Origin of the sequence: Neisseria sp. HMSC069H12 (genome assembly GCF_001812735.1) — a bacterium.
Lineage (GTDB): Bacteria > Pseudomonadota > Gammaproteobacteria > Burkholderiales > Neisseriaceae > Neisseria > Neisseria subflava.
Genome location: NZ_KV810240.1, coordinates 14,331 through 27,281 on the forward strand (window position 1 = coordinate 14,331; position 12,951 = coordinate 27,281).

General features: G+C 50.8%; 13 protein-coding genes. All 13 read left to right on the forward strand.

What is annotated here, in order from left to right:
* Nucleotides 1–3 precede the first annotated feature (3 nt).
* The 13 genes from nuoI to rseP all read left to right on the forward strand — a co-directional run bounded on the left by nuoI (nucleotide 4) and on the right by rseP (nucleotide 12,949).
* The gene (gene nuoI / locus HMPREF2872_RS00715; RefSeq protein ID WP_002218650.1) at nucleotides 4–483 is read left to right on the forward strand and encodes an NADH-quinone oxidoreductase subunit NuoI; all 480 of its coding nucleotides are present in this window, start codon (nucleotides 4–6) and stop codon (nucleotides 481–483) included.
* A gap of 11 nt (nucleotides 484–494) precedes the next feature.
* The gene (locus HMPREF2872_RS00720; protein ID WP_070630465.1) at nucleotides 495–1,166 is read left to right on the forward strand and encodes an NADH-quinone oxidoreductase subunit J; all 672 of its coding nucleotides are present in this window, start codon (nucleotides 495–497) and stop codon (nucleotides 1,164–1,166) included.
* A complete protein-coding gene (gene nuoK / locus HMPREF2872_RS00725) occupies nucleotides 1,163–1,468 on the forward strand; it encodes an NADH-quinone oxidoreductase subunit NuoK (protein ID WP_004519135.1) in 306 nt (101 codons plus the stop codon). Before HMPREF2872_RS00720 ends, nuoK begins: the two co-directional genes overlap by 4 nt.
* 2 nt (nucleotides 1,469–1,470) lie before the next feature.
* Complete coding sequence (gene nuoL / locus HMPREF2872_RS00730; RefSeq protein WP_070630467.1) at nucleotides 1,471–3,495, forward strand: NADH-quinone oxidoreductase subunit L; 2,025 nt, start codon at nucleotides 1,471–1,473, stop codon at nucleotides 3,493–3,495.
* A gap of 95 nt (nucleotides 3,496–3,590) precedes the next feature.
* Entirely contained in the window at nucleotides 3,591–5,087 is a 1,497-nt protein-coding gene (locus HMPREF2872_RS00735) for an NADH-quinone oxidoreductase subunit M (protein ID WP_003686723.1), read from the forward strand.
* A gap of 9 nt (nucleotides 5,088–5,096) precedes the next feature.
* Nucleotides 5,097–6,539, forward strand: a complete 1,443-nt coding sequence (gene nuoN, locus HMPREF2872_RS00740) for an NADH-quinone oxidoreductase subunit NuoN (protein ID WP_070630469.1) — start codon at nucleotides 5,097–5,099, stop codon at nucleotides 6,537–6,539.
* Between the two features lie 219 nt (nucleotides 6,540–6,758).
* Nucleotides 6,759–7,058: a DUF2818 family protein gene (locus tag HMPREF2872_RS00745; protein ID WP_049328738.1), complete on the forward strand. Its 300-nt coding sequence runs from the start codon at nucleotides 6,759–6,761 to the stop codon at nucleotides 7,056–7,058.
* A 175-nt stretch (nucleotides 7,059–7,233) separates the two neighbouring features.
* Nucleotides 7,234–7,791, forward strand: coding sequence for a ribosome recycling factor (gene frr, locus HMPREF2872_RS00750; protein ID WP_003686718.1), 558 nt, complete (start codon nucleotides 7,234–7,236; stop codon nucleotides 7,789–7,791).
* A gap of 57 nt (nucleotides 7,792–7,848) precedes the next feature.
* A complete protein-coding gene (locus tag HMPREF2872_RS00755; protein WP_070630471.1) occupies nucleotides 7,849–8,595 on the forward strand; it encodes an isoprenyl transferase in 747 nt (248 codons plus the stop codon).
* Between the two features lie 5 nt (nucleotides 8,596–8,600).
* The gene (locus HMPREF2872_RS00760; protein WP_049328736.1) at nucleotides 8,601–9,395 is read left to right on the forward strand and encodes a phosphatidate cytidylyltransferase; all 795 of its coding nucleotides are present in this window, start codon (nucleotides 8,601–8,603) and stop codon (nucleotides 9,393–9,395) included.
* A gap of 33 nt (nucleotides 9,396–9,428) precedes the next feature.
* Complete coding sequence (locus HMPREF2872_RS00765) at nucleotides 9,429–10,178, forward strand: SIMPL domain-containing protein (protein WP_070630473.1); 750 nt, start codon at nucleotides 9,429–9,431, stop codon at nucleotides 10,176–10,178.
* Between the two features lie 117 nt (nucleotides 10,179–10,295).
* Entirely contained in the window at nucleotides 10,296–11,477 is a 1,182-nt protein-coding gene (ispC, locus tag HMPREF2872_RS00770) for a 1-deoxy-D-xylulose-5-phosphate reductoisomerase (RefSeq protein ID WP_070630493.1), read from the forward strand.
* Between the two features lie 131 nt (nucleotides 11,478–11,608).
* Entirely contained in the window at nucleotides 11,609–12,949 is a 1,341-nt protein-coding gene (gene rseP, locus HMPREF2872_RS00775) for an RIP metalloprotease RseP (protein WP_070630474.1), read from the forward strand.
* The last annotated feature ends 2 nt before the right edge of the window (nucleotides 12,950–12,951 follow it).

The window sequence follows — 12,951 nt, forward strand, 5'->3', positions numbered from 1 at the left end:
AACATGGCAAACCTAGTGAAAACCTTTCTTTTGGGCGAGTTGGTAAAAGGCTTGGGCGTAACGCTCAAAAACTTTTTTGCCCGCAAAGACACAATTTATTTCCCCGAAGAGAAAACGCCGCAATCCGTGCGTTTCCGCGGCCTGCACGCGCAACGCCGTTATCCGAACGGCGAAGAGCGCTGTATTGCGTGTAAATTGTGCGAGGCAGTTTGTCCGGCAATGGCGATTAACATCGAATCGGAAGAACGCGAAGACGGCACCCGCCGCACCAAGCGTTACGACATCGACCTGACCAAGTGCATCTTCTGCGGTTTCTGCGAAGAGGCCTGTCCGACCGATGCGATTGTGGAAACCCATATTTTTGAATACCACGGCGAGAAAAAAGGCGACTTGCACATGACTAAGCCGATTCTTTTGGCCATTGGCGACAAATACGAGGCTGAAATCGCCAAACGCAAAGCCGCTGACGCGCCGTATCGTTAAGGAGCAGACGAATGACTTTTTCCGCGATTCTGTTCTATATTCTTGCCGCCATCGTTTTGTACGGTGCGGTTCGTACCGTTACTGCTAAAAACCCTGTTCACGCCGCTTTGCATCTGGTGCTGACCTTCTGCGTAAGCGCGATGCTTTGGATGCTGATGCAGGCTGAGTTTTTGGGCGTGACGCTGGTGGTGGTTTACGTCGGCGCCGTAATGGTGTTGTTCCTGTTCGTTGTGATGATGTTGAACATCGACATTGAAGAAATGCGCGCCGGTTTCTGGCGTCATGCGCCGGTTGCCGGTGTGGTCGGCACATTGTTGGCGGTTGCCCTGATTCTCATTCTGGTCAACCCGAAAACCGACCTGGCCGCATTTGGTCTGATGAAAGACATTCCGGCCGATTACAACAATATCCGCGATTTGGGCAGCCGTATTTATACCGACTACCTGTTGCCGTTTGAATTGGCGGCGGTATTGCTGCTGTTGGGTATGGTGGCCGCGATTGCGCTGGTTCACCGCAAAACCACCAATCCGAAACGTATGGATCCTGCCGACCAAGTTAAAGTACGTGCCGACCAGGGCCGTATGCGTCTGGTGAAAATGGAAGCGGTCAAACCGCAAGTCGAATCTGCCGAAGAGAGCGAAGTTTCAGACGGCCTCAAGCAGGAAGGGGAGGGCAAAGCATGATTACCTTGACGCATTATTTGGTATTGGGTGCGCTCCTGTTCGGTATCAGCGCAATGGGTATCTTTATGAACCGCAAAAACGTGCTGGTCTTGCTGATGTCGATCGAGCTGATGCTCTTGGCGGTGAACTTCAACTTTATCGCTTTCTCGCAGTATCTGGGTGATACCGCCGGACAGATTTTCGTATTCTTCGTATTGACCGTTGCCGCTGCCGAATCTGCCATCGGTTTGGCGATTATGGTATTGGTGTACCGCAACCGACAAACAATCAACGTTGCCGATTTGGATGAGTTGAAAGGGTAATCATGAACGATATGACTTTATATTTGATAATTGCCCTTGTTCCGTTGGCAGGTTCGCTGATTGCGGGTTTGTTCGGCAATAAAATCGGACGTGCCGGCGCGCATACGGTTACGATACTCGGCGTGGCGGTGTCCGCCGTGCTGTCGGCTTATGTGCTGTGGGGCTTTATTGACGGCAGCCGCGCCAAGTTTGACGAAAACGTCTATACCTGGCTGACAATGGGCGGCTTGGATTTCTCCGTCGGTTTCTTGGTCGATACGATGACGGCGATGATGATGGTCGTGGTCACCGGCGTATCGTTGATGGTGCATATCTATACCATCGGTTATATGCACGATGAAAAAGTTGGCTACCAACGCTTCTTCAGCTACATTTCTTTGTTTACTTTCAGCATGTTGATGCTGATTATGAGCAACAACTTCATCCAGCTCTTCTTCGGTTGGGAAGCGGTGGGCTTGGTGTCGTATCTCTTGATCGGTTTCTATTTCAAACGTCCGAGCGCGATTTTCGCCAATCTGAAAGCCTTTTTGATCAACCGCGTCGGCGACTTCGGCTTTTTGCTCGGTATCGGCTTGGTGCTTGCCTATTTTGGTGGCAGCCTGCGCTATCAGGATGTATTCGCCTATCTGCCCAACGTACAAAATGCGACCATCCAGCTTTTCCCCGGTGTGGAATGGTCGTTGATTACCGTAACCTGCCTGCTCTTGTTTGTGGGTGCGATGGGTAAATCGGCTCAGTTCCCGCTGCATGTCTGGCTGCCCGATTCGATGGAAGGCCCGACCCCAATTTCCGCATTGATTCACGCCGCGACGATGGTTACGGCGGGTCTGTTCATGGTTTCGCGCATGTCGCCGATTTACGAAATGAGCAGCACCGCGCTGTCGGTCATTATGGTTATCGGCGCGATTACCGCCCTGTTTATGGGCTTCTTGGGCGTGATTCAAAACGACATTAAGCGCGTGGTTGCGTATTCCACCCTGTCGCAACTGGGTTATATGACCGTGGCTTTGGGCGCGTCTGCTTATTCCGTGGCGATGTTCCATGTGATGACCCACGCTTTCTTTAAAGCCTTGTTGTTCTTGGCCGCAGGTAGCGCGATTATCGGTATGCACCACGACCAAGATATGCGCCACATGGGCAACCTGAAAAAATACATGCCGATTACTTGGCTGACCATGCTGATCGGTAACTTGTCGCTGATTGGTACGCCGTTCTTCTCCGGCTTCTATTCTAAAGATTCGATTATCGAAGTAGCGAAATACAGCACCTTGCCGGGCAGCGGTTTTGCCTATTTTGCCGTCCTCGCCAGCGTGTTCGTTACCGCGTTCTACGCGTTCCGCCAATACTTTATGGTGTTCCATGGCGAAGAGAAATGGCGCAGCCTGCCTGAGCATCATGACGATCATCATGGTGAAGAGCATCACGGTTTGGGCAAAAACGATAATCCGCACGAAAGCCCGTTGGTTGTTACCCTGCCTTTGATTTTGCTGGCGATTCCGTCCGTCATCATCGGCTACGTTGCCATCGAGCCTATGCTTTACGGCGATTTCTTCAAAGACGTGATTTTCGTTAACACCGACGCGCATCCGACCATGCACATCATGAAGGAAGAATTCCACGGCGCATTGGCAATGGTGTCACACAGCCTGCATTCGCCTGTACTCTACCTCGCTATCGCAGGTGTATTGAGCGCATGGCTTCTGTACGTCAAACTGCCGCACCTGCCAGCGAAAATTGCACAGGCGTTCCGTCCGATTTACGTTTTGTTTGAAAACAAATACTATCTCGACGACCTGTATTTCAACGTTTTTGCCAAAGGCACACGCGCATTGGGTACCTTCTTCTGGAAAGTCGGCGATACCGCCATTATTGACAATGGTATTGTCAACGGCTCCGCCAAACTGGTTGGCGCGATTGCCGTGCAAGTGCGTAAAGCCCAAACCGGCTTTATCTACACTTACGCCGCCGCTATGGTATTCGGCGTATTGGTACTGCTCGGCATGACCTTCTGGGGATTGTTCCGATAAGAATAATGTTTCAGACGGCCTTAAACCTTCAGGCCGTCTGAAACGAAGAAATATCCACATAAACACATTTTTATTTTAACCACAGGTTAACCACTATGTTTTCCAACTACCTACTCAGCTTGGCAATATGGATACCCATCGCCGCAGGTGTGCTGGTTTTGGCGACCGGTAAAGACAGCCGTGCGCCGCTGGCGCGTGTGCTTGCCTTCATGGGTGCGCTTGCCGGTTTCTTGGTAACGCTGCCTCTGTTTACGCAGTTCGACCGTTTGAGCGGCGGCTATCAATTTACCGAGTTCCACGAGTGGATTCCGCTTCTGAAAATCAACTACGCATTGGGCGTGGACGGTATTTCAGTGCTCTTTATCATCTTGAATGCGTTTATTACGCTGTTGGTGGTATTGGCCGGTTGGGAAGTCATTCAGAAACGTCCGGCGCAGTATATGGCGGCATTCCTGATGATGTCGGGTTTGATTAACGGCGCGTTTGCCGCTCAGGATGCGATTCTGTTTTATGTGTTCTTCGAGGGTATGTTGATTCCGCTGTACCTGATTATCGGTGTATGGGGCGGCCCGCGCCGCGTCTATGCGTCGGTCAAGCTATTCCTCTATACGCTGATGGGTTCGCTCTTGATGTTGGTTGCCATGGTTTACCTGTACTATCAAACAGGCAGCTTCTCTATTGTCGATTTCCAAAACATCAAACAGATTCCGTTGGGTGTACAACAGCTTTTGTTTGTAGCGTTCTTCCTGTCATTTGCTGTAAAAGTACCGATGTTCCCTGTGCACACTTGGTTGCCGGATGCCCACGTTGAAGCGCCGACCGGTGGTTCGATGGTGTTGGCGGCGATTACGCTGAAACTGGGTGCGTATGGTTTCTTGCGCTTTATCCTGCCGATTATGCCGGATGCGGCACGCTATTTTGCCCCTGTAATCATCGTATTGAGCCTGATTGCCGTGATTTACATCGGTATGGTGGCTTTGGTGCAAACCGATATGAAAAAATTGGTAGCGTACTCTTCCATCAGTCATATGGGTTTTGTCACTTTAGGTATGTTCCTGTTTGTGAACGGCCAATTGAATGACTGGGCATTGAAAGGTGCAATCATTCAAATGATTTCCCACGGTTTTGTGTCTGCCGCGATGTTTATGTGTATCGGCGTGATGTACGACCGCCTGCATACCCGCAATATTGCCGATTATGGCGGCGTGGTCAATGTGATGCCTAAGTTTGCGGCGTTTATGATGTTGTTCGGTATGGCCAATGCCGGTCTGCCTGCGACTTCAGGCTTCGTGGGCGAGTTTATGGTGATTATGGGTGCGGTTAAAGTGAATTTCTGGGTAGGCGCGTTGGCTGCCATGACCCTGATTTACGGTGCGTCTTATACTCTGTGGATGTACAAACGCGTTATTTTTGGTGCGATCCACAATCCGCACGTTGCCGAAATGAAAGACATCAATTGCCGCGAATTTGCGATTTTGGCAATTTTGGCGGTTGCTGTTTTGGGCATGGGTCTGTATCCGCAAGCGTTTATCGAAGTGGTGCATCAAGCGGCAAACGATTTGATTGCCCATGTGGCACAAAGCAAGATTTGAGGTGTGTAAATGAACTGGTCTGATTTGAATTTAATGCCCGCCATGCCCGAAATCGTGCTGCTTGCGCTATTGGGTGTCGTATTGCTGGCAGACTTGTGGATTTGCGATAAAAACCGCTATTTGACCCATCTGATGAGTTTGGGAACGGTCATTATTGTGGCTGTCACCCAATTGGCAGTATGGGAGCAGGGCAGTGTCGATGCCTTTCACGGTATGTATATTGCAGACGGCATGTCCCGTTTGGCGAAGCTAGTGTTGTATGCACTGACGTTTGGTCTGTTTATTTACAGTAAACCGTACAACCAAGACCGCCAAATTTTTAAAGGCGAGTTTTATACCTTGTCGCTGTTTGCCCTGTTGGGTATGAGCGTCATGGTCAGCTCGGCACATTTCTTGACCGCGTATATCGGTTTGGAGCTGTTGTCTTTGTCGCTGTACGCCATGATTGCCTTGCGCCGTGATTCCGGTCGTTCTGCCGAGGCCGCGCTGAAATACTTCGTATTGGGCGCGTTGGCCTCTGGTTTGCTGCTCTATGGTATTTCCATGGTTTACGGCGCCACCGGTTCTCTTGATTTTGCTTCCGTCTTGGCTTCTGCTTTCAATGAGCAGGCCAATGAATGGTTGTTGAAATTGGGTATGGTGTTTATTGTAGTTGCCATTGCATTTAAATTGGGTGCGGTTCCATTCCATATGTGGGTACCTGATGTGTACGATGGCGCGCCGACCTCTGTTACCGCCTTTGTGGGTACGGCTCCGAAAATTGCCGCTGTTGTCTTTGCATTCCGTATCCTTGTTACCGGTATGGGTACCATACATTCAGACTGGGCGCCGATGTTGGCCATCCTTGCCGTTGCATCTTTGGTGGTCGGTAACCTTGCCGCCATCATGCAAACCAATATCAAACGTATGCTTGCCTATTCCACCGTATCGCACATGGGCTTTATCCTGTTGGCGTTTATGGCCGGCGCGGTCGGCTTTACCGCAGGTTTGTATTACGCTATTACCTATGCTTTGATGGCGGCAGTCAGCTTCGGTGTTTTGATGGTATTGTCTACCAAAGATATTGAGTGTGAAGACATCAAAGACCTCGCTGGCCTCAACCACCGCCATGCATGGTTTGCCTTCCTGATGTTGCTGTCCATGTTCTCTATGGCAGGTATTCCACCGCTGATGGGCTTCTACGCCAAGTTCGGCGTGATTATGGCACTCTTGAAACAAGGCTATGTTTGGTTGTCTGTATTTGCCGTCATCATGTCCCTGATTGGCGCGTTCTACTACCTTCGCGTGGTCAAAGTCATCTACTTCGATGCGCCTGATCATGATCAGCCGGTCGGCAGCAACTATGCCGCCAAATTTGTCCTAACGGTCAATGCCTTCCTGCTGCTCCTCTGGGGTATCATGCCGCAAACCGTTATCGACTGGTGTGCCAAAGCATTGGAAAATACCCTGTAAGCTTCAAACAAAAACAACGGCGGCTGTTCCAAAGTCGCCGTTTTTGTTAGGATTCGCATTCGGATGAAATATACCCAAGTTCAGACGGCCTCAAGCCTTTGAACAATCATGAAGCGGGTATCATCAAGATATTGAATATTCCACAGATAATGATGGGCAAGAATGCCCATTTAACATGTTAAAATCACATACAGGCCGTCTGAAAACAGAAAGACCATCATGACCGCATCCATGTACATTCTTTTGCTGTTGGCACTTATCTTTGCCAACGCGCCATTTATTACCACCAAATTCTTCGGCATCATCGCCCTGAAACGCAAACACATCGGCCATCACTTGATCGAATTGCTGGCAGGCTTCCTTCTTACCGCGATCCTCGCCTATATCCTCGAATCACGCGCCGGAGCCGTACATGCCCAAGATTGGGAGTTTTATGCGACCGTTGTCTGCCTCTACCTGATTTTTGCTTTCCCATGCTTCGTATGGCGTTACTTTTGGAGTGAGAGAAATAGAGAGTAGGATTTGAATAAGGAAAAGGCCGCCTGAAAGATTTTCAGACGGCCTTTATTTTGTTTGATGTTAAATATCGGTTAGAAAACAAGGCTGTTGGGGCGCAAAGCCTTGTCGTGGCGGCGGTTTAACGGTACTATTCTCGGTTAATCCTGTTTTATTCCTATGAAATTGAAAGTATAAGATGATTAATGATATTCAAAAGACAGCTGAAGGCAAAATGCAGCGTTCTCTGGAAGTATTGAAAGACAATTTGGCTAAAGTGCGTACCGGCCGTGCGCATACCGGCCTGCTTGACCAAGTGGAAGTGGAATACTGGGGCAGTATGGTGCCTGTGAGCCAAGTAGCGAACGTGACGCTTTTGGATGCGCGTACGATCGGTGTGAAACCGTTCGAAAGCAATATGGCTGCAAAAGTCGAGAAAGCGATCCGTGATTCCAACTTGGGCCTGAACCCTGCTTCTGTCGGCGATTTGATCCGTGTCCCTATGCCTATGCTGACTGAAGAACGCCGTAAAGATTTGATCAAAGTGGTACGCGGTGAGGCGGAAGAGGGCCGTGTGTCTATCCGCAATGTGCGCCGTGATGCAAACGACCACATCAAAAAATTGTTGAAAGACAAAGAGATTTCTGAAGATGAAGCCCGCCGTGGCGAGGAAGCGGTTCAGAAGTTGACCGACAAATATATTGCTGAGGCAGACAAGCTCTTGGCTGCCAAAGAAGAAGATTTGATGGCGATTTAATCCTGTGTGTAAACCGTTCAGACGGCCTTTGGACGGTTTGCTCCCTGAAAGGCAGACATGAAAAGCAGTACGCAGACGATTTTGGAACACTCTGCCATCCCCCGACATATTGCTGTGATTATGGACGGCAACGGACGTTGGGCAAAGAAGCGTTTTCTTCCCCGTGTGATGGGGCATAAGCGCGGCTTGGATGCGCTGGAGAGCATGGTGAAGCATTGTGCTGAACTGGGTGTGCGGTATTTGACCGTGTTTGCTTTTTCGACTGAAAACTGGCGACGCCCCGAGGAAGAGGTTTCTTTTCTGATGGGGCTGTTTTTGCAGGCTTTGCAAAAGCAGGTGCGCCGTTTGCACGATAACAATATGCGCTTGAGGATCATCGGCAGCCGTGAGCGGTTTAATGCTGAAATCCTGAAGGGGATTGAGGCGGCAGAGGTGTTGACGGCAAACAATACCGGTTTGACTTTGAGCATTGCTGCCGATTATGGCGGCCGCTGGGATATTTTGCAGGCGGCAAATCAGTTGATTGCCGAGGGTGTCACTGAGATTACGGAAGAGGCGTTATCGCGCTATTTGATGTTGGGCGATGCACCCGAGCCGGATTTGTTTATCCGAACCGGCGGCGAGACGCGCATCAGCAATTTCCTGCTGTGGCAGATGGCGTACGCGGAATTGTATTTTACGGATACGCTGTGGCCTGATTTTAATGAGAAATCGCTAAACGAGGCGATTGCTTCGTTCCAAAAACGGGAACGCCGCTTCGGGCGGACTTCCGAACAGCTGCCGGTTGAGCAGCAACGGGGTTGAGAACTATGTTGAAACAACGGATTTTAACGGCGCTGTGGCTTTTGCCGCTGATGCTGGGTATGCTGTTTTATGCACCTATGTGGCTGTGGGCGGCGTTTTGCGGCCTGATTGCCATGCTGACTTTGTGGGAATATGCCCGCATGAGCGGCTTGGATAAGCTGAAAATCAATCATTATTTGGCTTCAACGCTGGTGTTTGGTGTGATTGCCTATGCCGGCGGTTGGCAACTGCCTGATTTGGTTTGGTATGTCGTATTGGCGTTTTGGCTGATTGTCATGCCTTGGTGGCTGAAAGCGAAATGGAAGTTAAATGGCGGCTGGCAGGCTTACACGGTCGGTTGGTTGTTGGTGATGCCGTTTTGGTTCGCATTGGTTTACCTGCGCCCTCAGCCTGAAGACGCGCTGTCTTTATTGGCAATTATGGGTTTGGTGTGGGTGGCCGATATTGGCGCGTATTTCTGCGGCAAATCGTTTGGCAAGCGCAAAATTGCGCCGACCATCAGCCCGGGTAAAAGCTGGGAAGGTGCGATCGGCGGTGCATTATGCGTTGCCGTGTACATGACCATCGTATGGAAAGCCGGTTGGCTGGCTTTTGAAGCCGGTTGGTTAAAAACTATTTTTATCGGCTTGATTCTGACCGTTGTCAGCGTGTGCGGCGATTTGCTGGAAAGCTGGCTCAAACGTGCGGCCGGTATCAAAGACAGCAGCAATCTGCTGCCGGGACACGGCGGCGTGTTCGACCGTGTGGACAGCCTGATTGCCGTTATCAGCATTTATGCCGCCTTTGTATATTTGTTTTAAACCGCCTGTCTTACATTGTTGGGGGAGTTGATTATGTCCGAACAAAAACAGATTTCATCTTTATCGATCTTGGGCGTATTGTTGGCACTGGGATTGATGGCTGCGGCGTTTATTTTGGGCGTGCAGTTTAAGAATCTGCGCCAACCGGGGACAATTACCGTAAAAGGTTTGGCGGAGAAAAACTTCCAATCCGACAGCGCGACGTGGAATACGGGCGTGAGCGCACACGGCGAGAGCTACCAGGAAGTTTTGGATTTGCTGACGGCAAGACGCAAGAAGCTGTCTAAATTTTTGGGCGAGCAAGGCTTTGCGGCGGCTGAAATGAAAGTGGGCCTGCCCGAAGTGTCGCGCGTTTTCAATGAAACCCGCGACGAACTGGGCAACGTAACCCGTACGCCCAACGGCTACGATGGCGACCTCAATATTGTGGTCAACACCAAAAAACTGGACAAAATTCAAGCCGCCCAGCGCGCCATTTTGAACTTCCGTGCGCAAAACGAATTCATCCGCTTCGACAATCCGCAATATTTGCTGGGCAATTTGGAAACCATCAAACGCGATTTGATCACGCAGGCGACGGAGGATGCGCAGAAACGCGCGGCCGAATTTGCCAAAACGGGCGGCGGCAAAGTGGGCGCCATGCGTTCTGCTTCGCAAGGTTCGTTCAATATCTATGCCGACACCGGCAGCAGCGAGGACGACGAGTACGGCGGTTCTTACGATAAAAGTACCGTTGGCAAACAAGTCCGACTGGTTGTTACCATCGAATACGGCATTGAGTAATTCTTTCAGACGGCCTTTTCAGCTGGGAGGCAAAAGGCCGTCTGAAAATTGGAAACGGCAAAGAAATCTATTTCAAACACAATGAATACCGTTTGCACAGCACATAAAGAACACACCATGACACAACAAGTTCTGACCATATTAGGCAGTACCGGCAGCATAGGCGAAAGCACTTTAGACGTTGTCTCCCGCCATCCCGAGAAATTCCGCGTGTTCGCGCTGGCAGGGCATAGGCAGGTGGACAAGCTGGCGGCGCAATGCAAACAGTTCCGCCCGGAATATGCCGTTGTCGGCGATGCCGGCCATGCCGCCGAGCTGGAAAAGAAACTCAAACAAGAAGGCATCATTACGCAGGTCTTATATGGTTCTCAAGCCTTGATTGATGTCGCCTCTGCCGATGAAGTCAGTGGCGTGATGTGTGCCATTGTTGGCGCGGCCGGTTTGCCGTCGGCTTTGGCCGCCGCTCAAAAAGGCAAAACTATTTATCTGGCAAACAAAGAAACGCTGGTGGTTTCCGGCGCATTGTTCATGGAAACCGCCCGTCAAAACAGCGCCACCGTCTTGCCGATTGACAGCGAACACAACGCCATCTTCCAAGTATTGCCAAGGGATTACACAGGCCGTCTGAATGAGCACGGTATCAATTCGATTATCCTGACCGCGTCGGGCGGCCCCTTCCTTAACACCGATTTAAGTACATTTGACAGCATTACGCCCGAGCAGGCGGTCAAGCATCCGAATTGGAGCATGGGGCGCAAAATTTCCGTCGATTCCGCGTCAATGATGAATAAGGGCTTGGAGTTGATTGAGGCGCATTGGCTGTTTAACTGTCCGCCGGAAAAACTGGAAGTCGTCATTCATCCGCAATCCGTGATACACAGCATGGTGCGTTATCGAGATGGTTCGGTATTGGCGCAGTTGGGTAATCCTGATATGCGTACGCCGATTGCTTATTGCTTGGGTCTGCCCGAACGCATCGATTCCGGCGTGGGCGAGCTGGATTTCGGCGCATTGTCCGCATTGACCTTCCAAAATCCCGACTTTGACCGTTTCCCATGTCTGAAACTTGCCTATCAGGCCATGAATGCGGGCGGCGCCGCGCCTTGCGTGTTGAACGCCGCAAACGAAGTTGCCGTGGCCGCTTTTTTAGATAAATGCATCAAGTTTACCGATATTGCCAAAGTTGTTGCCCACTGCCTTGCTCAAGATTTTTCAGACGGCCGTCATGATATCGAAGGCCTGCTGGCGCAAGATGCGCAAACACGCAGACAGGCAGAAGCCTTTATCGGCAAACAATAAGGCTTCAATGACAGGCCGTCTGAAACGCCAACCGCTTGGCATTTAGGCAGACAAAATGGAACAACTGCCTTTATAATCGGTTTTCAGACGGCCTTATCCGTTGATTATCACATTCCATTCAGGGGATTTTTTTGCAAACCTTTTTAGCCTTTATCGTCGCTATTCTGATTTTGGTCAGCCTGCATGAGTTCGGACACTATATTGTTGCCCGCTGGTGCGGCGTTAAAGTCGTGCGCTTTTCCGTCGGCTTCGGTAAGCCCTTTTTCACCCGAAAACGCGGCGATACCGAGTGGTGTCTTGCCCCGATTCCGCTGGGCGGTTACGTTAAAATGGTCGATACGCGCGAAGGCGAGGTGGCGGAAGCAGATTTGCCGTACGCCTTTGACAAGCAGCATCCGGCCAAGCGCATCGCCATTGTCGCCGCCGGTCCTTTGACCAATTTGATTTTGGCCGTTTTGCTTTACGGTTTGAGCTTTTCCTTCGGCGTGACCGAGTTGCGCCCTTATGTCGGCATGGTCGAGCCTGCCAGTATTGCCGCCAACGCAGGTTTTCAGGCAGGCGATAAAATTGTATCGGTCAACGGAATCGCCGTTAAAGACTGGAGCGATGCGCAAACCGAGATGGTGTTGAACCTTGAAGCCGGCCCTGTAAAAGTCGCTGTTCAGACGGCCTCAAATACCCAAGCCATCCGCATAATTGATGCCGCCGGCACGCCTGAAGCAGGTAAAGTTGCGAAAAGCCAAGGCAACATAGGCCTTTTGCCTTTTAGAATTACTAACCGCATCGGCAAAGTCTTGGCCAATAGTCCGGCCGAAAAAGCAGGTTTGAAGGAAAACGACAAACTACTGACCGCCGATGGGAAGCCCATCGAAAGCTGGCAGGCATGGACGGAACTCTTCCGTGCCAGCCCCGGCAAACGAATCGAACTGACTTACGAGCGCGACGGTAAAATACTGGCGACCGCTATCCGGCCGGACAGCGTCGAGCAGTCGGCAGGCGTGCTGGTGGGTAGAGCCGGGCTTGCCGCCCAGGCGGATAAAGAGTGGGATAAAACCATCCGCTACCGCTATACGCCTTCCGTTGCCCAAGCCTTTGAATTGGGTTGGAACAAAACCGTCAACTATTCGTGGACAACCCTCAAATTTTTCGGAAAACTGGTTACAGGCAATTCCTCTTTGAACCATATTTCCGGCCCCTTGACCATTGCCGATGTCGCCGGACAATCCGCCAAACTCGGATTACAGAGCTACCTCGAATTTCTGGCCTTGGTCAGCATCAGCTTAGGCGTGTTGAACCTTTTGCCCGTGCCCGTTTTAGACGGCGGACATTTGGTTTTCTATACCGCCGAATGGATACGCGGAAAGCCTTTGAGCGAGCGCATACAGGCAGTCGGCCTGCGCTTCGGACTGGCAGCCATGCTTTTGATGATGGCTGTGGCTTTCTTTAATGACATCAACCGTTTGTTTGGATAATT